The organism is Agrobacterium sp. V1 (genome assembly GCF_030518355.1).
Lineage (GTDB): Bacteria > Pseudomonadota > Alphaproteobacteria > Rhizobiales > Rhizobiaceae > Agrobacterium > Agrobacterium cucumeris.
Map to the genome: position 1 here is coordinate 684,138 of NZ_JAULSF010000001.1, position 21,095 is coordinate 705,232.

Consider the following 21,095-nt stretch of genomic DNA (forward strand, 5'->3'; position numbering starts at 1 on the left):
GACGGAAACAATCGACCTTCTTGTACTGTCGTTCTTGTATTGTCGTTTCATTGCAGCGGGATTGCGTAAATCGCTCAAGGCCTCGCCTCGTATTCCGCTCTCGTGTTCTGCATTGAATCTACGGAGATTGAGATTAACGAAACCTTAACCGCCCCCCGCGCAATCCCATCAACTTTTATTCACCGGCCCGCGAGCGGCCTGCAATTTCACCGCCGCGATTTTTTAACTGTGGTGTGACGTTTCCGGACTGTCACACTTCCGACAATTTCGGACAAAATAGGCTGCCTTTGCGCTTGTCGGCGCCAAGGGCTGGCACTAATGTGTGCCGGTTTTAACCATCGAATGCGGCCGAAGCATGAACCGGCTCGGCGCCAGGAGCTTTGCATGTTCAAGGGATCAATTCCCGCCCTCATTACTCCGTTCACGGACAATGGTGCCGTGGACGAACAGGCCTTTGCCGCCCATGTGGAATGGCAGATCGCCGAAGGCAGCAAGGGCCTTGTGCCCGTGGGTACGACGGGGGAATCCCCGACGCTTTCCCACGACGAGCACAAACGGGTCGTTGAACTCTGCATCGAGGTTGCGGCGAAACGGGTTCCGGTCATTGCGGGCGCAGGCTCCAACAATACCGATGAAGCAATAGAGCTTGCGCTGCACGCGCAGGAAGCCGGCGCGGATGCGCTGCTGGTGGTGACGCCCTATTACAACAAGCCGACGCAGAAGGGCCTGTTTGCCCATTTCTCCGCTGTTGCCGAAGCGGTGAAACTGCCGATCGTCATCTACAATATCCCGCCGCGCTCGGTAGTGGACATGTCGCCGGAAACCATGGGTGCGCTGGTCAAGGCGCATAAGAACATCGTCGGCGTCAAGGATGCGACGGGCAAGCTCGACCGCGTTTCCGAACAGCGCATTTCCTGCGGCAAGGATTTCATCCAGCTCTCGGGCGAAGATGGCACGGCACTCGGTTTCAACGCCCATGGCGGTGTCGGCTGCATTTCGGTTACGGCCAATGTGGCGCCGCGCCTCTGTTCGGAATTCCAGGCGGCGATGCTGGCAGGCGATTACGCCAAGGCTCTGGAGTATCAGGATCGCCTGATGCCGCTGCACAAGGCGATCTTCATGGAGCCCGGTGTCTGCGGCACGAAATATGCGCTGTCGAAGACACGGGGCGGCAACCGCCGGGTCCGTTCCCCCTTGATGAGCACTCTGGAGCCGGCGACCGAAGCAGCCATCGACGCGGCGCTGAAACATGCCGGCCTGATGAACTGAGAGACGCCTGAAAGCCTTAAAGGCGCGCAATGGGTCCGCTTCGCGACAGAAGGGGTTCCGCGCGCCTTTTCTTTTTACGGCGACGATACTAAATAGAGCATGTCTCCCAAAAGTGGGCACCGGTTTTGGGACAAAGACGTGCGGAAAAGCAGGAACTATATCTCGAAAACCGCTCCGGCCGGCAGGCTGCGGCGCAATAAGAAAAACAAGGGATTGAAATATCATGGCCCCCAAAGGCAGCCAGCGCGTGGTGAACAAGATCGTTGCGGAAAACCGCAAGGCTCGCTTCAACTACGAAATCATCGACACCTATGAGGCAGGCCTCGTGCTGACCGGCACCGAGGTCAAGTCGCTGCGCGAAGGCAAGGCGAATATTGCCGAATCCTATGCCTCGGATGAGGGCGATGAAATATGGCTGATCAATTCCCATCTGCCGGAATATCTGCAGGCCAACCGGTTCAATCACGAGCCGCGCCGCCGCCGCAAGCTGCTTTTGAGCAAACGCGAAATCAGCCGCCTGCGGGCCGGTATCAACCGCGATGGCATGACGCTGGTGCCGCTGAAGGTCTATTTCAACGAAAAGGGCCGCGCGAAGCTGGAACTGGCGCTCGCCAAGGGCAAAAAGCTGCACGACAAGCGCGAGACCGAGAAGGAACGCGACTGGAACCGGCAGAAGTCACGGCTGCTGAAGGGCAACAACGCCTAAAATCTGCCTGCCTCATTCCTGTGCCTGTCACAGGAATCCAGCCAGCCCAAGTCCTTGGGCTGAAAGGACTCTCCCCGCCACGCAGACGCGTGTCGACTGGATTCCTGTGACGAGCACAGGAATGAGGAGAGGGAAGCGCCTGATGCCGCTTAAGCAGCCCGATACGTCCGCTCGACATGCGCCCTCGAAGCCGAGACGCTGAACCGGCTGACAAGTGCCGCCAGATTGGCGCTGACATCGCTCAGATTATGCGTGGCCGCATTGGTTTCTTCCACCATGGCCGCATTCTTCTGGGTCAGATTGTCCATGCTGTTGATCGCGGCGCTGATTTCCTGAATGCCGACGGACTGTTCCTGCGCCGCCTTGGTCAGCGAGGCGATATGTTCCTGAATGTGATCCACCTTGTTGCCGATCGTATTCAGGGATTCACCCGTCTTGTTGACCAGCGAGACACCCTGCATCACATCGTCGGAAGATTTGGCGATCAGCGTCTTGATTTCCTTGGCGGCGGTGGCCGAACGCTGGGCCAGTTCGCGCACTTCCTGGGCGACGACGGCAAAACCCTTGCCGGCCTCACCGGCGCGGGCGGCTTCTACGCCGGCATTCAGCGCCAGAAGATTGGTCTGGAACGAGATCTCGTCGATGACGGAAATGATCTGGGTGATCTTCTGTGACGATTCCTCGATGGCGCCCATCGCCTTGACGGCTTCCGTCACCACATCGCGGGAGCGCGCCGCCTCGACGGCCGAGCTTTCGACGATGGCCTTCGCCTCTTCAGAGCGCTGCGCCGAGAGTTTGGAAATGGTGGTGATTTCCTCGACGGCTGCGGCGGTTTCCTCAAGGGCGGCGGCCTGCTGTTCGGTTCTACGGGCCATGTCGTCGGTCGCAGAGGTCAGCTCGCGGGTGTTGCCGGAAATCTTGTTGGCCTCTTCGACGATCTGCCCAAAGGCGCCGGAAAGATTACCGACCGCGGCGTTGAAATTGGCGATCAGCCCTTCAAATTGCGGTGCGGTCTTTTCCGTGATGCTGGAGGTGAGGTCGCCATTGGCCAGCTTGTTCAGCGCATTGTTGAGCAGTTCGAGAACGTGCTCCTGTTCCTTCTTCATCTGCGCCTGTTCAGCCTCCACCTTCAGCCGCTCGGCGGCCAGCACGTCGAGATAGACGGAGATCGAATAGTCCATGTCGAGAAGAGCGGCCTTGATGGTGGCAGACAGCCCATCCTTCAGCTTCCTGGCCTTCTTCTCCATGAAGAGGCCCTTCAGTTCGGATTCGATGACCGCCTTGACGATGCCGTCAAGCATCAGCGCATAACCGCCAATATACCAGCGCGGCTCCAACCCCAGCCTTGCATGGGTGCGGCCGATGGCGGTGACGGCGTCGGTATAATCGTCGTTGAACGTGCCGGAGGCGATCCGCGCCCAGTGTTTCAGCTGCATGCTCTTGGCATGGTGGATATGCGCATCGTTGGCGAAGAACTTTGCCGTTTCCGGCACCGCGCGAACCTTGGCATAAAAACGGTCGAGCGAAGCATCGAGCGAGCCGGTGATGACACCTTTCATCTCGGAGAGATTTTGCCGCTGTTCGTGGCCAAGTCCCAGAAAATTCAGTCTTTCATCGAGCTGTCGGTCGGTTTTTGCTTGGCCATGCATGTCTAAACATCCTGATTTGGCACCCAAATCATATCGTTGGTGCCCTTATGTCTTTTAGACACGTCTAAAATTAACCAAGTTATAATTTCGACTTACCGAATTTGATGTTTGTTAATTCTAAAAAGAATTTTTACCTCGCCGGTGGAGCGCAAAGAGAAACGCGCCCGTCTTTTCAGGACGGACGCGTTGATGGTTTTGTCGCAGCAAAAACCGGGATCAGATCGTCTCGGGGCTCTCGACATGCCGGGCAGGGCGCTCGTTCGGGTCGCGCCCGATCTCTGCCTTCAGCGTCATCAGATCGATGAAGTGATCGGCCTGCCGGCGCAGATCGTCTGCAATCATTGCGGGCTGCGTCGCCATGGTGGAAACCACGGACACCTTGCGGCCCTTGCGCTGTAGCGCGTCCACCAGCGTGGTGAAATCGCCGTCGCCGGAGAACAGGACGAGGTGGTCAACCGTTTCGGACTGTTCCATGGCATCGACCGCGAGTTCGATATCCATGTTGCCCTTGATCTTGCGGCGTCCGAGCGCGTCGGTGAATTCCTTCGCCGGCTTCGTCACGACCTTGTAGCCGTTATAATCCAGCCAGTCGATCAGCGGACGGATCGAGGAATATTCCTGATCCTCGATCAATGCGGTGTAATAATAGGCGCGCAGCAGGTATCCACGCTTCTGAAACGCCTTAAGGAGCTTGCGGTAGTCGATATCGAATCCCAGGCTTTTCGATGCTGCATAAAGATTGGCTCCATCTATGAAGAGCGCAATTTTCTCCCGTGGATCGAACATTCCATCCCATTCCTTTTTTTGGAAAGGCCATTATCTGGCTTTTATATCCGGTCGATAACGCAAAAAAACATGTGGTATCAACGAGCTTTGCGCACCGCCGTTGCGTTTTAAGTAAGCTACCTTCCCCCGTATTCCAAGACAATTCTTCTAGACATTTTGTTCATCAGACGCCAAACATCGGCAATAAGGTGCCAAAAGACGCCAAAGACAGGAAAAACTTGAATTCCGCGGCCAATGGCTGTATCGGAAGCTGGAAAGCTTCGTCGCGAGAAATCCTGAATGTTTTTCGCAGGGCACGAAGCGCAGATTCAATAGGTTAGAGCATCCCTTGTGCATCCCGAAGAAAGCACGGCGCTCTGATCCACGACATTACGACACGCAAAGGACAGGCAATGGCCCGCGTCACAGTTGAAGATTGCATTGATAAAGTAGACAACCGTTTCGAACTGGTGCTTCTCGCCAGCCACCGTGCGCGCCAGATTTCCCAAGGCTCTTCCATCACGGTTGACCGCGACAACGACAAGAACCCGGTTGTGGCGCTGCGCGAAATCGCTGACGAGACGCTGTCGCCTGACGACCTGAAGGAAGACCTCATCCATTCGCTGCAGAAGCATGTGGAAGTGGACGAGCCCGAGCCCGATCCGGTCACGCTTGCCGCCTCCACTGGCGCCGATGGCGAAGACGACGACCAGCCGGAAACCGTTACTTTCGACCAGATGTCGGAAGAAGAACTGCTGGCCGGTATCGAAGGCCTTGTGCCGCCGGAAAAAAATGACGACTATTGATCTAAGTTTATGACGCCATTGGCGGGCGGTGGTTACCGTCTGTCAATATTTCCCGTCATAATCTGATCCCTATTGATGCAGCATTGTGCGCCGACCCCAAGGTTGGCGCGCTTTCTTTTTGTGGAATATCGCATGATGCGGCAATACGAACTCGTCGAGCGGGTTCAAAAATATAAACCGGATGCGAATGAGGCCCTGCTGAACAAGGCCTATGTTTATGCCATGCAGAAACATGGCCAGCAGAAGCGGGCCAATGGCGACCCCTATATCTCGCATCCGCTGGAAGTTGCCGCCATCCTCACCGAAATGCATCTCGACGAATCGACCATCGCGGTGGCGTTGCTGCACGATACGATCGAGGACACCACCGCCACCCGCGCCGAAATCGACGAGTTGTTCGGCGAGGACATCGGCCGGCTGGTGGAAGGGCTGACCAAGCTCAAGAAACTCGATCTCGTCACCCGCAAGGCCAAGCAGGCCGAAAACCTGCGCAAGCTGCTGCTTGCCATTTCCGATGACGTGCGTGTTCTCCTGGTCAAGCTCGCCGACCGCCTGCACAATATGCGCACCATGGAATATATGCCGGCCGACAAGCGCAGCCGCATTTCCGAGGAAACCATGGAAATCTATGCGCCGCTCGCCGGCCGCATGGGCATGCAGGATATGCGCGACGAGCTGGAGGACCTGTCTTTCCGGTATCTCAACCCGGAAGCCTATGGCACGGTGACGAACCGCCTTCAGGAACTGGAAACGCGCAATGAAGGGCTGATCAAAAAGATCGAGGACGAGCTGCGCGAGCTTCTCGTGGCGAATGGTCTGGTCGGCGCCAATGTCAAAGGGCGGCAGAAAAAGCCCTATTCGGTGTTCCGCAAGATGCAGTCGAAGTCGCTTTCCTTCGAGCAGCTTTCCGATGTCTACGGTTTCCGCATTCTGGTGGATGATATTCCGTCCTGCTACCGGGCGCTGGGTGTCGTGCATACCCGCTGGCGCGTCGTGCCGGGCCGCTTCAAGGATTATATCTCGACACCCAAGCAGAACGACTATCGTTCCATCCACACCACCATCGTCGGCCCGTCGCGCCAGCGTATCGAACTGCAGATCCGCACCAAGCGCATGCATGAGATCGCCGAATTCGGCATCGCCGCCCATGCGCTCTACAAGGATGGTGAAAACGGGGAGGGCGATCTGCTCTCGCCGGAATCGAATGCCTATTCCTGGCTGCGCCACACCATCGAATCGCTGGCCGAAGGCGACAGCCCGGAAGAGTTCCTCGAGCATACCAAGCTCGAGCTGTTCCAGGATCAGGTGTTCTGCTTCACGCCGAAGGGCAAGCTGATTGCGCTGCCGCGCGGCGCGACGCCCATCGATTTCGCTTATGCCGTTCACACCAATATCGGTGACACCACGGTTGGCGCCAAGATCAACGGGCGGATCATGCCGCTCGTCACCCGGCTCAACAATGGCGACGAGGTGGAGATCATCCGCTCCGGCGTGCAGGTGCCGCCGGCCGCTTGGGAAGAGGTGGTGGTGACCGGCAAGGCCCGCTCGGCCATCCGCCGTGCCACCCGCATGGCCATCCGCAAACAATATTCCGGCCTCGGTTATCGTATTCTCGAGCGCACCTTCGAGCGCGCCGGCAAGGCCTTCTCGCGGGAAGCCCTGAAGCCCGTACTGCATCGTCTGGCGCAGAAGGATGTTGAAGACGCCATCGCCGCCGTCGGTCGCGGTGAGGTTTCCTCGCTGGATGTGCTGCGGGCGGTCTATCCGGATTATCAGGATGAGCGCGTCACGGTGAAGATGACCGGCGACGATGGCTGGTTCAACATGCGCAGCGCTTCCGGCATGGTCTTCAAGATCCCAGGCAAGTCGCGCTCGGTGCTTGAGGACGATGGCGCGGCCGAGATGCTGGATGGGCCGGACCCGCTGCCGATCCGTGGCCTTTCCGGCAATGTCGATGTGCATTTCGGTGCCGCCGGCGCCGTTCCGGGAGACCGCATCGTCGGTATCATGGAAAAAGGCAAGGGCATCACCATCTATCCTATTCAGGCGCCGGCGCTGCAACGCTTCGATGATGAACCGGAGCGCTGGATCGATGTCCGCTGGGATCTCGATGAGGCCAACAAGTCGCGCTTCATGGCGCGGGTGATGATCAATGCGCTGAATGAGCCGGGCACGCTCGCCTCGGTGGCGCAATCGATCGCGACGCTGGATGTCAATATTCGCGGGCTGAACATGGTCCGCATCGGTACTGACTTCTCCGAACTGGCGCTGGATGTCGAAGTCTGGGATCTGCGGCAGCTGAACCAGCTTCTGTCGCAGCTGAAAGATCTCGACTGCGTATCAACAGTGGCACGTGCCTTCGATTGAGGCATTTTTAGTCGCCATCGTAACTCAAAAGGCCGCTGTTATGCATTCATTGCATGGCAGCGGCCTTTTCCTGTCTCTGGTCGCAGACAGGGTTTGAGACTATCTTCCTTTCAGAAATTGAAGACGGGAAACGCGGTGTGCCGGTGGGATTTACACCGATGAGAAACGCCACTCCCAAACCGAAAGGACCTAAAATCATGTTTACTCCGCTTCGCAAGATCGCCCGTGCCGTTCGTGGCAAGACCACGCAGGAACGCGAATTCGAATATCTCAGCGGCTCGGTATCGAATGTCGACCTCGAGTTCCGCCAGCGCGAAATTGACCGCGGCATGTTCCGTCGGTAATGCGCTCAGCGCATGGCAGCCCTTCGCCATGCGTATGAGACTAGGAGGGTGTGCGGCTGTTGTTGGCACGCTCGTCCCTGCATCTTGCAAAACTATGTGAATGCGCGCTTCAAGCGGTTATCCCAAACTGGTTGACCAATACGCCGCAAAAAATCCCGGTTCAGTCCCCTGTCGCAATAGACGACACTAAATTGGGACTGATATCGAAGGCTCGATATTCACTGTATTCGTGACATCCCGCGTCCGTCATGCCGGACTTGATCCGGCATCCAGCCCGCCCGAGTCCTTGGGCGGGAAAGAGTCTTCTCGCCGCGCAGACGCATGTCGGCTGGATTCCGGCTCAAGGCCGGAATGAGGGAAGCGGAGAATACACATGCAAAAGAAATCCCTGCGTCGTCTATGATGCTCTTGGCTGCGCCCGAGCGATGAAATAGACTGTCTCCATGCCGTTTCGCCGCCGTGAACCCGTTGGTTTTTCAGAAAAGATTCGTGACCTCTTCTGGCCGCGCACGGGTTTTTCCCGTTCGCTGCGCTATATGAAGCTGCGTCTGCTCAGGCTTTCCGCCTCTCCACATTCGGTTGCTGCCGGTGTTGCCCTCGGTGTCGGCGTGGCCTGGACGCCGTTTCTCGGCGTTCATATCCTCATAGCCATGGCACTCGGTTTCCTCACGCGCGTCAATCTGGTTGCGGCCGCACTTGGCACCACATTCGCCAACCCGCTGACATTTCCCTTCATCTGGGCGTCCACCTGGGAGATCGGCCACTTCATTCTCGGCCGGCAGAAGATGGAAAGTGCCGAACATGTGGATTTCGTGGCGCTGTTCAGTCATCTCGAATTCCGGCAGATATGGACGCCGGTGCTGGAGCCCATGACGGTTGGCGCGCTGCTTCCAGCCGCAATCAGCGCGGTCATCGTCTATTTCGCGGTTTATAGCCTGATCAGCGGCTTCCAGCGGCGCAAGATGGAAAATCTTGCCCACCGTGCCGCAAACAGGAATGCTTCTCTGGAGATGTTGAAATGATCATTGGATTGGGCAGCGACCTGATCGACATTCGCCGCGTTGAAAAGTCGATCGAGCGTTTCGGCGAACGTTTCACGCATCGCTGTTTCACCGATATAGAGCGCGCCAAATCCGACGGCCGCAAGAACCGCGCCGCTTCCTATGCCAAGCGTTTCGCCGCCAAGGAGGCCTGTTCCAAGGCGCTTGGAACCGGGCTTGCGAATGGCGTCTTCTGGAAGGACATGGGTGTCGTCAATCTGCCGGGCGGCAAGCCGACCATGCTTCTGACCAATGGGGCAGGGGAAAGGCTGGCGGCCATGCTGCCCGCCGGCCACCGCGCCAATATCCACCTGACGATCACGGATGATTTCCCTTATGCTCAGGCATTTGTGATTATCGAGGCGCTTCCCGTGAATGGCTGAGACCCGGTGCGGCCGCATTGGCTGCCTATTTGCACCCGTGTCATAGAAGCGCTTCCCTTCGGGCTGGAAAGGTTCTAGAGAAGTCGCAGAAATATGAAAGCGTTGCCGGCTGTGTGAAGACTGCTTCATGCGGCGCAGGCACGACAAAACAACGGCCCCGATGCCTTCGTCAAACCGAAGAAGCCGGGAAACAATCAGGCAGGTCTTTAAGTGTCCGAAAAAGCTGAGAAGAAGCAGAACGCCCTCTGGGAGAACGTCAAGGTCATCATTCAGGCGCTACTGCTGGCCATGGTCATCCGCACCGTTCTGTTTCAGCCCTTCACGATCCCATCGGGCTCGATGATGCCGACGCTTCTGGTGGGTGACTATCTTTTCGTCAACAAGTTCTCCTACGGCTATTCGAAATATTCGCTGCCCTTCTCGCCGAACCTGTTTTCGGGCCGTATTCTGGAATTCAGCAAGCCCAAGCGTGGCGATGTCGTGGTGTTCCGCCTGCCGCCAAATCCGGAAGTGGATTACATCAAGCGTCTGGTCGGCCTGCCGGGTGATCGCGTTCAGGTGACGAACGGCGTGCTGTTCATCAACGGCCAGCCGGTGCCGAAGCAGCCAGACGGCACCTTCACCTCGGATTACCGCGCCGATCCGGGCGCCAATGTCCCCGTCTTCCGCGAAACGCTGGATAATGGCGTCACCTATGACACGCTTGACCAGTCGCCCGACTCGCGCGGCGACAACACCCGGGAATTCCTGGTGCCGGAAGGTCATTATTTCATGATGGGCGACAACAGGGACAATTCGCTCGACAGCCGCTTCGATGTCGGCTTCGTGCCGGAAGAAAACCTGATCGGCCGCGCCAGCGTCATCTTCTTCTCGCTGGGCAATGACACGCCGTTCAGCCGCATTTGGGAATGGCCGGCCAACATGCGTTGGGATCGCCTCTTCAAGGTTGTGGAATGAGCAAGACCAAGCCGCTTTCGGCGGACGAGATTTCGCGTCTGGAAGCGTTGATCGGATATGAATTCAAGGACAAGGCCCGGCTGGACCGGGCCTTGACCCATGCCAGCGCGCGCTCCGCCGCCGCCGGCAATTACGAACGGCTGGAATTTTTAGGGGATCGTGTCCTCGGCCTCTGCGTGGCGGAGCTGCTGTTTTCGACCTTCCGCAATGCCACCGAAGGTGAATTGTCCGTTCGCCTGAACCAGCTCGTCAGTGCCGAATCCTGCGCCGCGATCGGTGACGAAATGGGCCTGCACAATTTCATCCGCACCGGGTCGGACGTGAAGAAGCTGACCGGCAAGGCGATGCTGAACGTGCGCGCCGATGTGGTCGAAAGCCTGATCGCCACCATCTATCTGGATGGCGGGCTGGAGGCATCCCGCCGGTTCGTTCTGAAATATTGGCAAAGCCGGGCGACACGCGTCGATGCCGGGCGGCGCGACGCCAAGACCGAGTTGCAGGAATGGGCGCATGCCAGATTTGCGACGACGCCCGCTTACCGGGTTGACGATCGCTCCGGACCGGATCACGATCCAAGCTTCACAGTGACGGTGGAAATTCCCGGTGTGAAGCCGGAAACCGGCGTCGAGCGCTCCAAGCGCGCGGCCGAACAGGTGGCGGCCACCAGATTGCTGGAACGCGAAGGCGTCTGGCAGAAAAGCCCCACCAAAAACTGAGCACCCACCATAGGGTGCCAAAATCGAGCGCATGGCGGACCCGCGGGCCGCATGTTGAATACCTCTGACCTTGATGGATAACATGACCGATCACGAAAACCCCGCCATTGAAGGCGAAGACAACAACCTTCCGACCCGTTCCGGCTTTGTGGCCCTTATCGGCCCGACCAATGCCGGCAAGTCGACGCTGGTGAACAGGCTGGTTGGCGCCAAGGTTTCGATCGTCAGCCACAAGGTGCAGACGACGCGCGCCGTGATGCGCGGCATCGCCATTCACAAGAATGCCCAGATCGTTTTCATGGACACGCCCGGCATCTTCAAGCCGCGCCGCCGGCTTGACCGCGCCATGGTCACCTCCGCCTGGGGCGGCGCAAAGGATGCCGATCTCATCCTGCTTCTGATCGACAGCGAGCGTGGCCTGAAGGGCGATGCCGAGGCCATTCTTGAAGGCCTGAAGGACGTTCCGCAGAAGAAGATCCTCTGCCTCAACAAGATCGACCAGGTGAAGCGCGAAGACCTGCTGAAGCTTGCCGCCGCCGCCAATGAGACGGTGGCTTTCGATCGCACATTCATGATTTCGGCCACCAATGGTTCGGGCTGCGAAGACCTGATGGATTATCTGGTGGAGGCGCTGCCGGAAGGCCCATGGTATTATCCGGAAGACCAGATTTCCGACTTGCCGATGCGCCAGCTCGCCGCCGAAATCACCCGCGAGAAGCTGTTCCTGCGCCTGCACCAGGAACTGCCCTATGCCTCGCATGTCGAGACGGAAAAGTGGGAAGAGCGCAAGGACGGCTCGGTACGCATCGAGCAGGTGATCTATGTCGAGCGCGACAGCCAGAAGAAGATCGCGCTCGGCAAGAACGGCGATGCGATCAAGGCGATCTCCACCGCATCGCGCAAGGAGCTTTCGGAAATCCTCGAGCAGCCGGTCCATCTCTTCCTGTTCGTCAAGGTGCGCGAGAACTGGGGCGATGACCCCGAGCGCTTCCGTGAAATGGGACTGGAATTTCCGCGGGGGTAACGCGCAGGCGCGATATGCGCAATGCGAAAACACACCCGCTTCCGTCATTCCGGCCTTGAGCCGGAATCCAGCCAGCCCAAGTCCTTGGGCTGAAAAGAGTTGTCCCGCCGCGCCGACGCGCGTCGACTGGATTCCGGCTCAAGGCCGGAATGACGGGCGGGAAATGTCGCGAACCGACGAGAACGTCGAGGTTGCCCAAGCCCTTCGCTTTTGTGTGTTCGAGGGGGGCGCGCGACGCAATCCTTGAATGAACTGAATATCTTCAGCCACCATCGGGAACCGAATGCGTTCGGGCGGGTTGTTCCAAAACAATTGGGCGCAACCTTTTTTCGATGACGGATATTCATGTCGCCAAAAAAACCGAACGGGATTTCCACAACGCCGTGCCAGCAATGTCCCCTGCGGGACCTGCCGCATTTCAGGGATTTCGCCCCTTCCGAACTCGATTTCGTCTCCCGTTTCAAGACGGGGGAGCTGGCGGTGGAAAGCGGCTCTGTCATTTTGATGGAAGGGTCGCACAGCGCCCATCTTTATACCGTGCTGCATGGCTGGGCCTTTCGCTACAAGACGCTGGAAGACGGCCGGCGACAAATCCTCAACTATGTCATGCCGGGCGATCTCGTTGGCCTGCAGGGCACGGTGATGGGGGAAATGCAGCATTCGGTCGAAGCGCTGTCACCGGTAACGCTGTGCGTTTTTGAACGATCGCGCCTCAACAACCTCTTCACCGATCATCCGACCCTTGCTTATGACCTGACCTGGATCGCGGCAAGCGAGGAACGCATGCTCGACAGTCATCTGCTCAGCATCGGCCGACGCACGGCGCTGGAGCGCGCTGCCTATCTCATCGCCTTTCTTTACAGCAAGGCGAAGGCGGTCGATCTCATGCGCGGCGAAACGCCTATTCCCGTCACCCAGCAGCATGTGGCCGATACGCTCGGCCTTTCTATCGTCCACACCAACAAGACCTTGAGAAAGCTTGTTGATCGCGGCCTCATCCGCTGGACGGACAAAGGCTGTCTGGTGCTCGACAACGCCGGATTGAGCCATGTGGCCGGCTGGGAAAGCGACGAAAAGCGGCAAAGACCCTTCATCTGATCTTCTTTTGACATGTCTTTTTTAAATGACGGTGGGGTCGCAATTTGCGACTGCTAAGCCATGGCGCTGGAACATCACGTTGAAGGGAGCAGCGCGCAGCCAGTTGGCTGCCCCTCCTGTTGAAAGAAGAAAACATATGGTGCCACAACGGGTTATCATCGTTGAGGATGAATATCTGGTGGCGCTTGATGTCGAAGCGGTCCTCCAGTCCATGGGTGTCGAAACCATCGTCATCGCAACGACGCTTGCGCAGGCAAGGCAGGCCGTCGAGCAGGACGGTGCCGATTGCGTGCTTCTCGATGTCAGCCTTTCCGACGGCATGAGTTATGATTTTGCGCGCCAGCTGCGCGAGGCCGGCATTCCCTTCGGTTTCGTCAGCGGTTACGGCGATACGACAGGGTTTCCAGAAGATCTTTCGCGGGCGCCTCTGCTCGGCAAGCCCTTCGGAGAAAATGAAATCATGGATTTCGTTCTCGACCTTCTCGGCGTTTCGAATGACGTCGTAAAAGAATAACGTTTCGCCGCCGGATCGGTTATGATCCGGCTTGAATCGAAATTCGGACAGGTTTCATGCAGTGGCAGGATGAGGCAATCATTCTCGGCGTAAAACGCCATGGTGAGACGAGCGTCATCGCCGAGGTGATGACCCGTACGCGCGGCCGCCATCTGGGCATGGTCCGCTCCGGTCGCTCCCGCAGCATGCAGCCGGTGCTGCAGGCGGGAAACCGGGTGGATGTCATCTGGCGGGCGCGACTTGACGACCATCTTGGCGAATACCGCATCGAGCCGCTGCAATTGCGCGCCGCACAGCTGATGGAAACGGCGACCGCCGTTTACGGCGTGCAGGCCATGGGCGCGCTTCTCAGGCTTCTGCCGGAGCGCGATCCGCACCCGCATCTCTATCAGGCGCTCGATATCATCCTCGACAATCTCCACGATCCGGCCGATGCCGGGGAATTGTTCGTACGGTTCGAACTCGCCGTGCTGAACGATCTCGGTTTCGGGCTTGATCTCACCGAATGCGCGGCGACGGGGCTGCGCACCGATCTCATCTATGTGTCGCCAAAAACCGGCAGGGCGGTTTGCCGCACGGCAGGCGCGCCCTATGCCGCCCGGATGCTGTCATTGCCCGCTTTTCTCGGTGAGGGCCAATCGAAAGCTGCCGATCCCGAAAGCCTCGCGGCAGCCTTTCGCCTGACAGCCCATTTTCTTAACCGGCATGTCTATGATCCGCGTGGCCTGAATGAAAACGCCGCCCGCGATGGTTTCGTGCAGGCGGCGCTGAAGGCGCTGCAGCGCAGGGCGTCACCGCCCGCGCTCGATGAAGCCGTGTAGTCTCAGGCCATGGCCGGGCGCGGCGCGGGTCGCTCCTGAATGGGCCAGTGCACGATGGCCGCAAAAATCCCCATGCCGACGCCAAGCCACCAGACGAGATCATAGGAGCCCAGCCGGTCATACAGAAAGCCGCCGAGCCAGACGCCGAGGAACGAGCCGATCTGGTGCGACAGGAACACGACGCCGCCGAGCATGCCGAGATGGCGTGTGCCGAACATGATCGCCACCAGCGCATTGGTGGGCGGCACGGTGGAAAGCCAGAGAATGCCCATGACGGCTGCGAAGAGGATGACCGAAAGCGGTGATTGCGGCAGGAGCAGGAAGGCCGTCACGACAACCGAGCGGGCAATATAGATATAGGCCAGCATATAGGGTTTCGAATAACGCTGGGCGATGACGCCGGCGGCCAATGAACCGATGATATTGAAGAAGCCGATGAGCGCCATGGCAATGACGGCGTAACGCGGTTCGATGCCGATATCGCCGAGATAGGCCGGGAAATGCGCGGTGATGAAGGCCACCTGGAAACCGCAGACGAAAAAGCCTGTTGTCAACAGGATATAGCTCTTGTGGCCAAGTGCTTCCCGCAGCGCTTCGCCCGCCGTCTGCTGGAACTGCGTCTGTGACTGGCTGCCGGAAGAGGAGTTGCCACGCATCGGGAAGGCGAGCAGCGGCACGAGCATCATCATCACGGCAAGCCAGACGAGGCTGTCCGACCAGCCATAGGCGGAAATCAGCCCCTGGCTGATCGGCGCGAACAGGAACATGCCGGCAGAGCCCGCCGCCGTGCCGATGCCGAAGGCAAGCGAGCGCTGCTGCGGTGTCACATGGCGTGCAAAGGCCGACAGGATAACGCTGAAGGAGCCGGCGGCGATGCCAAGCCCGACAAGCACGCCGCCGCCGAAATGCAGCCAGAAGGGCGAGGTGCCGAAGGACATGCAGATGAGGCCGGCGGCATAAAGAAAGCCTGAGAGCACAAGCACGCGGCCCGTGCCGTATTTATCGGCGATTGCGCCGAAGAAGGGCTGGCCGAGGCCCCAGAACAGGTTCTGCAGGGCCATGGCGAGGCCGAAGGTGGAACGATCCCAACCGGTGTCGGCCAGCATCGGCAGCTGAAAAAAGCCCATGGCCGAACGCGGACCGAAGGTCATGACGGCAATCAGCGACCCGGCGGCGATAATCAGCCAGGGCATGGTCTGGCGTGTGGCTTGCGACATGAAATTCTCCTGCTGCAGCCTGCGCCTTGGAGATGGCGCAAATCTTCTGCAGATTCCCTCTGATCGGGATGAATATTAGCTTTTGTCAGCCGTCCCCACTAGCGACTTTTCTTGACCCCCATTATTCATGGGATTGATGGGATGCCCGCACATTATTGCCGGAATTCCGGAGAGATGACGATGAAGCAGAATATTTACGACGACCCCGGGTTCTTCGAGCGCTACAGCGCCATGCCGCGCTCCGTGGAAGGGCTGCGGCAGGCCGGCGAATGGCACGAGCTGCGCGCCATGCTTCCGCCGTTGCAGGGCCGCAGCCTTCTCGATCTCGGCTGCGGTTTCGGCTGGCATTGCCGTTATGCGGCAGAGCAGGGGGCGGCCCGTGTCGTCGGCGTTGATCTTTCGGAAAACATGCTGCGCCGTGCCGCCGAAATAAATGGCGGCCCCGGTATCGAATATCGTCGGGCGGCAATCGAGGACATCGATTTTCCGCCGGAAAGTTTCGATGTGGTGCTGAGCTCTCTCGCCCTGCATTATGTCCGCGATCTCGACCTGGCATTCGCGAAAGTTTCCGCCGTGCTGAAATCCGGCGGTGAGTTCATCTTTTCCATCGAACATCCCGTTTTCACCGCGTTGGAAAAACAGGACTGGTTCTACGACGAGGAGGGCGAAATCCTCCACTGGCCGCTCGACAATTACCAGAACGAAGGCGTGCGCCATTCCAACTGGATGGCGGATGATGTGGTCAAATATCACCGCACGGTGTCAGGCATTCTCAACAGCCTGCTTTCTGCCGGCTTTGCCCTGACGCGTCTGGCCGAGCCGAGGCCCGATCCCGCCTTGCTCGCGGAGAGACCGGAGATGAAGCACGAAGATCGCCGCCCGATCTTTCTGATCGTCAGCGCCCGCAAGCCGTGATCGATTCCATCCTCTCCTCATCCCTGTGACAAGCACAGGAATGAGGGAGGACATCCGCGTCCCTTAGGCTCGATCTGACCTGGACCGGCCTACCGCCTCTTGATCGCCCAGCCTTCCGGCCGTTCCTCGACCACCTTGGCCACATCGCCGACCGACAGTCTGCCCTGACTGCGCGGCGTCACGTTCCAGCCGAACAGCGGGCCGGGCACGCGCCGATCACCCGACATGCGGACGCGGCCCATGGCTTTCATGGGCGAGGGCACATCGCGGGAGCCGGTTATCTGGTCCTGCGTGGTCATGATGCAGCGAGCACAGGGCTTGACCAGATCAAAACGGATGCCGCCGATCTCGATGGCCGCCCAGTGGTCTTCCGCCCATGGCTCGTCCGTATCCAGCACGATATTCGGCCGGAACCGCTCCATGCCGACGGCATCCTCGCCATTGGCGCGCATATTGTCGTTCAGTGCGGCAAGCGAGGCGGTGGTGGTGACGAGGATCTGGTAGCCATCCGCAAAGGTGACGGGCGTTTCGTTGCCGGTCCATTCGAGGCTTGCAACGCGTTTCGAGGCATCATCGAAGAATGCCAGCTTCACCTCGCGCCCTAGCCATGCCGAGAGCGTATCGTTGGTCTCGTCATCGGCGATATTGGCGCTGACGATCGATTTCCACACCGCCACATCCATGCGCTCTCCGGACGGTCTTGCGACGATCTCGTCGTCCTTTTCCCGCGCAAGCGCCATGCCGCCATCCTCATGCCGCGCCAGAACCGTGGCGAGAGCAGGCAATTCGCGCTGGGTGATGAAATGACCGGTGGGATCGATCAACATGGCGCGACGGTCGCCCGGCAGGCCCTCGGCCGAAACAGCGCTCTCGGAGAGGGGAATGCCGCGAGCACTTTTCAGCGGATAGATGTTGAGTTCGGTCACACGCATCTTGGATATCCTCAAATCTCGTCGAGAAACAGGTCGAGCACTTGTTGCAGCCGCTCATGGCGGGCTTTGGCCATCTGCCGCCCCGTTCCGGTGCGAAAGCCGTCCGCCAGTTTGAAAAGCTTGGTTTCGAAATGATCGATGGCAAAGGCGCGGTCGTCAAGCGGCCGGTCTTTCGCCAGCGGATCGGCCGGATCGTAAAGCGCCGAACCCATGCGTCCGGCAATATAAAAGCAACGGGCTGCCCCCACCATGCCGATGGCATCCAGCCGGTCGGCATCCTGAAGGATTTTTGCCTCCAGCGTCTGCGGCTCGATATTGGCTGAAAAGCTGTGGGTGGTGATGGCGTGTGCGGCGGCGTCGATATCTTTCTGCTGCCAGCCGAGCCCGGCCAGAATGCCGGCCGCCTTTTCCGCCGCAAGCCGTGAGGCCTGCGCGCGGAGCGGCGAGTTCTTTTCCACCGCCACGCAATCATGCAACAGCACGCTCGCCGCCAGCACGGTTCCATTGCCGCCTTCGCCCGCATGAATGCGCATGGCGTTGCGGAAGACGCGGTGAATATGGGCAAGATCATGCGAGCCGTCGCCGGCATCGGCGGCGTGCGGTATCAGATCCTGCGCAAGCGCCGCATAGGGCGCGAAAGCCTCGGCCGCGATCATGCCTGCGGCTTCCGGGCCAGGATTTTCTGGTAGAACAGGCCGATGCCGATCAGCACTGCGCCAAGCCCGATGAAGGACAGGGCTCTCAGCACGCCTTCAAGGTTGCTCATGTCGATCAGGAATGCCTTGGCGACAGAGATCAGCACGAAGGCGGCCGATGCCAGACGCAGGCTGCGGGCATTAAAGCGCGAGCCAAGCACCAGCAGCAGCACGCCGATCAGCAACCAGACCACCGAATAGCTGTAGGTCTCGCCCTGCATAAAACCCTTCCAGTCGGCGATGTTTTCGCCCTGCCAGAACCGGCGGACCGAAAGCGTTGCCCAGGCAAAACCGAGTGCAGCACCCGCCACCGCCAGCATGCTGACATAGGGCGGGGGACGTTTGCCGCGCGCGTAATAGGCAAGGCCGCCATAGGCGAGCGCCGGCAGGAGGTAACCGATCAGCAGCAGGTTGAGGACCGGAATGCGCCCGGTATTTTCGCCGGTGAAATAAGGGTTGAGCGTGAAGAAATGCATCGTCAACACGTTGATGACGGCAATCACGCCGGCAATCATCGAACCATAACGGAAGACGGGGCTGGGGCTCTTGAGATCCAGCGTCATCAGCACGCCCGAGAAGCCGATGGTCAGCAGCGTGTAGATCGACTGTTCGCCAAGCGTCGGTACGCTGTTATCAAGCGTGCCGCCATTCATCGCGTGGCGGATGAGGATGGCGACGGCGAGAAGCCCCATGACGCTGGCAATCGCCTGCAGGAAGTTTTTCGCCCTGACCCCCGGCCAGTCGCGCAGCAGCCAGGCCGAGGCGACGGCCAGCAGTGCGGGAATGCCATAACCCGGCAGAAGCGCGTTGAAGACTGGTGTGGTCCCAAGATTTTGCGGCCCGACAATGGTGGGTTCCCAGGCGATGCGGCCGAGAACGGCAACGCTTGCCACCGCCATGACCCAAGGCAGCACATCCCAGTTGCGGTAACGGCTGGCCAGCACATAAACAAAACCGATGACCGAAAGCAGAACGGTTGTCGCGAGCCCTTCCGTCAGCGTGTGCAGGCTGAGCGCGAAGGCGGCAAACGAGCCGAGCACGAGAATGTTGAGAGGCTTGCGATAGACCTCTTTGTCCTGCCGGTGCAGCCACTCGGCCCCGGCAATCAGCACCAGGCCGAGGCCGAGACCATAGGCGGCGTGCAGCCAGTCGCGGCCGAGATTGCCATATTCAACGAAGCTTGCGGTTGCCAGCCAGACCGGGAACAGCGCGGCAATACCTGCCCACAGCTGGGCAAAATCCGCATCGTCAGCGCCCTTGCGTTTCAGGAAGGAGAAGGCGCAGAGCACGAGGACAGCGCCAAGACCAAGCGCCATGGCGATTTCAGCCGTATAGCCTGTTCCGACGGGCGGAAGGGTTACGCCGGTATCGTTGATAAGGCCGATGAAATCGATGCCCTGCCGCGACATCAGCGCAACCGCCGTCTGCGCGCCGAGTGCTGCGATGATGGCCGGCCACACCGCGTAGTGGCGGGCGGCACCAAGGGCTGCAAGCGCTGCGATGAGCGCCGAGACGATGAGCGCCGGGTGGGTGTCGATGCCGCCACTGGCGAACAGGAAGCCGATGGCCGGCAGGATAACGGCCATCGATACCGTGAGGTTGATGGCAAGCGACGGGCGCAACAAGAGCCGCAGGGCACGGATGGCGCGCCGCTCAGGGGCGGCGGTTTCGCCGGTTTCTGCCGGCGGCGTATCGAGGTGTTTCCCGGGCCACAGGAAGATCGTGCCGGCCAGCATGACGAGCAAGGCGAGCGTCGGTGGTTCGGCATTGATCGTCTCGGAAAAGCCGATATAGCCGAGCGCCCAGAGGCCAAGGCCGGCATTGGCAAGGGACGGAACCACGGTCCAGCCCTGCCTGCGCGCTGCGGCCGCGGTCGCCAGCCACGAGATGGTCAGGAAAACGAACAGCGCCCAGATATTCGGCGTTTCGCTGGAAATCAGCGCCGGCGTCAGCATCGAGCCAAGAAGACCGAGACCGGCCAGCGCCTGCCCATGCAGAAGCGACAGGCCAATGGTGGCAAAGGCGACAAGCCCGAGCAGGATGAAGGCGGTTCCGGAGCCGATATAGTCATAAATTCCATAGGCCGCATAAACCACGCCGAACAGCGTTAATGCGCCGGCCGCCGTCAGCACGCCGGGTATCATCGCGTTGGAATAGGCGGTGGCGATGCCCGGCACCGCCTTGCGGCGGATCGCTTCGCCGGCAAGCCCGAGAACGAGGCCGAAAATGGCGGCAAGCGAAAGCCTGACCGCTGGGCTCAGCAGCCCCGATTCGATCGAATATTTGACGAGGAAAATGCCGCCCAGCGCCAGCGCCAGCCCGCCGGCCCAGACCGCCCAGCGTGCGCCGAGCAGGCTTTCGAAGCTTTCTTTCGTGGCCGGCGCGGACGCGGTCTCGCTGGCAAGCGCCGGCGGCGCTTCTTCACGGGCTACGTCCCCAGCTTCCACTATCGCGGCAGCTTCTTCCGGCTTTGAGGCATATTCAGCTTGGGAAGCCGCTGCTTCGGGCAAATCTCCATTTGTCTCTTCCGCCTCGAAATCCGTCTTTTCCGAGGATTCCGCGCTTTCAGCCTGTGCCGTCACGGGAGATGTGACCCCGGCAGCCATCAGCCGCTTGAGGCTGAGGACCTCACGTTCCAGCGACTTGATTCGGCTTGAATTACGGATGCTCGCGACCAGCGTGTAGATAAAGGCCGCGATGAGGGCGAGGATGAGAAACGGGATTTCCAAACGGGCTCTCCAATTACGAAGCTGTTTTTAAAGCCCTTTTGGCGAATTTATGCAAGGCCCGGTTGATGTATGGCAGGGGGTAACATGGAGCGAGCGGGTGTCACTTGTTTCTTCTCCCCGCCGGGGAGAAGTCCGCGGCAGCGGGATG

20 protein-coding genes are annotated in these 21,095 nt (G+C 59.4%); 14 read left to right on the plus strand and 6 right to left on the minus strand.

The features are described from left to right. Nucleotides 1-384 precede the first annotated feature (384 nt). Both dapA and smpB read left to right on the plus strand, forming a co-directional pair. Nucleotides 385-1,269, plus strand: a complete 885-nt coding sequence (gene dapA / locus QSV77_RS03365) for a 4-hydroxy-tetrahydrodipicolinate synthase (RefSeq protein ID WP_046798749.1) — start codon at nt 385-387, stop codon at nt 1,267-1,269. A 223-nt stretch (nt 1,270-1,492) separates the two neighbouring features. Further along, nucleotides 1,493-1,975: an SsrA-binding protein SmpB gene (gene smpB / locus QSV77_RS03370; RefSeq protein WP_046798750.1), complete on the plus strand. Its 483-nt coding sequence runs from the start codon at nt 1,493-1,495 to the stop codon at nt 1,973-1,975. A 149-nt stretch (nt 1,976-2,124) separates the two neighbouring features. On the opposite strand, the gene QSV77_RS03375 is transcribed toward smpB, so the two are convergent. Beyond that, nucleotides 2,125-3,624 (minus strand): methyl-accepting chemotaxis protein, encoded by a 1,500-nt coding sequence (locus QSV77_RS03375; RefSeq protein WP_271360951.1) that lies wholly within the window; start codon nt 3,622-3,624, stop codon nt 2,125-2,127. 216 nt (nt 3,625-3,840) lie between these two features. Beyond that, the gene (locus QSV77_RS03380; protein WP_035218078.1) at nt 3,841-4,410 is read right to left on the minus strand and encodes an NYN domain-containing protein; all 570 of its coding nucleotides are present in this window, start codon (nt 4,408-4,410) and stop codon (nt 3,841-3,843) included. Between the two features lie 392 nt (nt 4,411-4,802). Here QSV77_RS03380 and rpoZ point away from each other — a divergent pair, with 392 nt between their 5' ends. From rpoZ to recO, 11 genes are all read left to right on the plus strand, one after another. Beyond that, nucleotides 4,803-5,195, plus strand: coding sequence for a DNA-directed RNA polymerase subunit omega (gene rpoZ / locus QSV77_RS03385; protein ID WP_046798752.1), 393 nt, complete (start codon nt 4,803-4,805; stop codon nt 5,193-5,195). Between the two features lie 132 nt (nt 5,196-5,327). Next, on the plus strand, nt 5,328-7,562 hold the full coding sequence (locus QSV77_RS03390; RefSeq protein ID WP_142839446.1) for a bifunctional (p)ppGpp synthetase/guanosine-3',5'-bis(diphosphate) 3'-pyrophosphohydrolase: 2,235 nt from the start codon (nt 5,328-5,330) through the stop codon (nt 7,560-7,562). A gap of 197 nt (nt 7,563-7,759) precedes the next feature. Beyond that, nucleotides 7,760-7,906, plus strand: coding sequence for a hypothetical protein (locus tag QSV77_RS03395; protein WP_052679647.1), 147 nt, complete (start codon nt 7,760-7,762; stop codon nt 7,904-7,906). A gap of 443 nt (nt 7,907-8,349) precedes the next feature. Then, nucleotides 8,350-8,928, plus strand: a complete 579-nt coding sequence (locus QSV77_RS03400; protein ID WP_269698396.1) for a DUF2062 domain-containing protein — start codon at nt 8,350-8,352, stop codon at nt 8,926-8,928. Beyond that, nucleotides 8,925-9,329, plus strand: coding sequence for a holo-ACP synthase (acpS, locus tag QSV77_RS03405; RefSeq protein ID WP_046798755.1), 405 nt, complete (start codon nt 8,925-8,927; stop codon nt 9,327-9,329). Before QSV77_RS03400 ends, acpS begins: the two co-directional genes overlap by 4 nt. A gap of 210 nt (nt 9,330-9,539) precedes the next feature. After that, nucleotides 9,540-10,286, plus strand: coding sequence for a signal peptidase I (gene lepB / locus QSV77_RS03410; protein ID WP_046798756.1), 747 nt, complete (start codon nt 9,540-9,542; stop codon nt 10,284-10,286). Then, nucleotides 10,283-11,002, plus strand: coding sequence for a ribonuclease III (rnc, locus tag QSV77_RS03415; RefSeq protein ID WP_142839449.1), 720 nt, complete (start codon nt 10,283-10,285; stop codon nt 11,000-11,002). The genes lepB and rnc overlap by 4 nt, the downstream gene beginning before the upstream one ends. An 82-nt stretch (nt 11,003-11,084) precedes the next feature. After that, nucleotides 11,085-12,026, plus strand: a complete 942-nt coding sequence (gene era / locus QSV77_RS03420; protein ID WP_080722881.1) for a GTPase Era — start codon at nt 11,085-11,087, stop codon at nt 12,024-12,026. 345 nt (nt 12,027-12,371) lie between these two features. Continuing rightward, nucleotides 12,372-13,124: a Crp/Fnr family transcriptional regulator gene (locus QSV77_RS03425; RefSeq protein ID WP_046798760.1), complete on the plus strand. Its 753-nt coding sequence runs from the start codon at nt 12,372-12,374 to the stop codon at nt 13,122-13,124. A 136-nt stretch (nt 13,125-13,260) separates the two neighbouring features. Continuing rightward, the gene (locus tag QSV77_RS03430) at nt 13,261-13,638 is read left to right on the plus strand and encodes a response regulator (protein WP_302732521.1); all 378 of its coding nucleotides are present in this window, start codon (nt 13,261-13,263) and stop codon (nt 13,636-13,638) included. A 56-nt stretch (nt 13,639-13,694) separates the two neighbouring features. Continuing rightward, nucleotides 13,695-14,459, plus strand: coding sequence for a DNA repair protein RecO (gene recO, locus QSV77_RS03435; protein ID WP_271360956.1), 765 nt, complete (start codon nt 13,695-13,697; stop codon nt 14,457-14,459). Nucleotides 14,460-14,461: 2 nt separating this feature from the next. Here the strand turns inward: recO and QSV77_RS03440 are convergent, their stop codons facing one another. Further along, nucleotides 14,462-15,676 (minus strand): MFS transporter, encoded by a 1,215-nt coding sequence (locus tag QSV77_RS03440; RefSeq protein WP_302732522.1) that lies wholly within the window; start codon nt 15,674-15,676, stop codon nt 14,462-14,464. A 180-nt stretch (nt 15,677-15,856) separates the two neighbouring features. On the opposite strand from QSV77_RS03440, the gene QSV77_RS03445 reads away from it, so the two are divergent. After that, the gene (locus QSV77_RS03445; RefSeq protein WP_302732523.1) at nt 15,857-16,591 is read left to right on the plus strand and encodes a bifunctional 2-polyprenyl-6-hydroxyphenol methylase/3-demethylubiquinol 3-O-methyltransferase UbiG; all 735 of its coding nucleotides are present in this window, start codon (nt 15,857-15,859) and stop codon (nt 16,589-16,591) included. 89 nt (nt 16,592-16,680) lie between these two features. On the opposite strand, the gene QSV77_RS03450 is transcribed toward QSV77_RS03445, so the two are convergent. Genes QSV77_RS03450 through QSV77_RS03460 form a run of 3 tightly spaced genes read right to left on the minus strand, consistent with a single transcriptional unit; the run spans nt 16,681 to nt 20,947 of the window. After that, nucleotides 16,681-17,523, minus strand: coding sequence for an MOSC domain-containing protein (locus QSV77_RS03450; RefSeq protein WP_302732524.1), 843 nt, complete (start codon nt 17,521-17,523; stop codon nt 16,681-16,683). Between the two features lie 11 nt (nt 17,524-17,534). Then, entirely contained in the window at nt 17,535-18,179 is a 645-nt protein-coding gene (locus tag QSV77_RS03455) for an HD domain-containing protein (RefSeq protein ID WP_302732525.1), read from the minus strand. Continuing rightward, entirely contained in the window at nt 18,176-20,947 is a 2,772-nt protein-coding gene (locus tag QSV77_RS03460; RefSeq protein WP_302732526.1) for a DUF2339 domain-containing protein, read from the minus strand. Before QSV77_RS03460 ends, QSV77_RS03455 begins: the two co-directional genes overlap by 4 nt. Nucleotides 20,948-21,095: the final 148 nt, after the last annotated feature.

Coding starts and splice junctions, on each gene's coding strand:
- dapA (WP_046798749.1), top strand. CDS start 385: ATGTTCAAGGGATCAATTCCCGCCCTCATTACTCCGTTCACGGACAAT.
- smpB (WP_046798750.1), top strand. CDS start 1,493: ATGGCCCCCAAAGGCAGCCAGCGCGTGGTGAACAAGATCGTTGCGGAA.
- QSV77_RS03375 (WP_271360951.1), bottom strand. CDS start 3,624: ATGCATGGCCAAGCAAAAACCGACCGACAGCTCGATGAAAGACTGAAT.
- QSV77_RS03380 (WP_035218078.1), bottom strand. CDS start 4,410: ATGTTCGATCCACGGGAGAAAATTGCGCTCTTCATAGATGGAGCCAAT.
- rpoZ (WP_046798752.1), top strand. CDS start 4,803: ATGGCCCGCGTCACAGTTGAAGATTGCATTGATAAAGTAGACAACCGT.
- QSV77_RS03390 (WP_142839446.1), top strand. CDS start 5,328: ATGATGCGGCAATACGAACTCGTCGAGCGGGTTCAAAAATATAAACCG.
- QSV77_RS03395 (WP_052679647.1), top strand. CDS start 7,760: ATGTTTACTCCGCTTCGCAAGATCGCCCGTGCCGTTCGTGGCAAGACC.
- QSV77_RS03400 (WP_269698396.1), top strand. CDS start 8,350: ATGCCGTTTCGCCGCCGTGAACCCGTTGGTTTTTCAGAAAAGATTCGT.
- acpS (WP_046798755.1), top strand. CDS start 8,925: ATGATCATTGGATTGGGCAGCGACCTGATCGACATTCGCCGCGTTGAA.
- rnc (WP_142839449.1), top strand. CDS start 10,283: ATGAGCAAGACCAAGCCGCTTTCGGCGGACGAGATTTCGCGTCTGGAA.
- era (WP_080722881.1), top strand. CDS start 11,085: ATGACCGATCACGAAAACCCCGCCATTGAAGGCGAAGACAACAACCTT.
- QSV77_RS03425 (WP_046798760.1), top strand. CDS start 12,372: ATGTCGCCAAAAAAACCGAACGGGATTTCCACAACGCCGTGCCAGCAA.
- QSV77_RS03430 (WP_302732521.1), top strand. CDS start 13,261: ATGGTGCCACAACGGGTTATCATCGTTGAGGATGAATATCTGGTGGCG.
- recO (WP_271360956.1), top strand. CDS start 13,695: ATGCAGTGGCAGGATGAGGCAATCATTCTCGGCGTAAAACGCCATGGT.
- QSV77_RS03440 (WP_302732522.1), bottom strand. CDS start 15,676: ATGTCGCAAGCCACACGCCAGACCATGCCCTGGCTGATTATCGCCGCC.
- QSV77_RS03445 (WP_302732523.1), top strand. CDS start 15,857: ATGAAGCAGAATATTTACGACGACCCCGGGTTCTTCGAGCGCTACAGC.
- QSV77_RS03450 (WP_302732524.1), bottom strand. CDS start 17,523: ATGCGTGTGACCGAACTCAACATCTATCCGCTGAAAAGTGCTCGCGGC.
- QSV77_RS03455 (WP_302732525.1), bottom strand. CDS start 18,179: ATGATCGCGGCCGAGGCTTTCGCGCCCTATGCGGCGCTTGCGCAGGAT.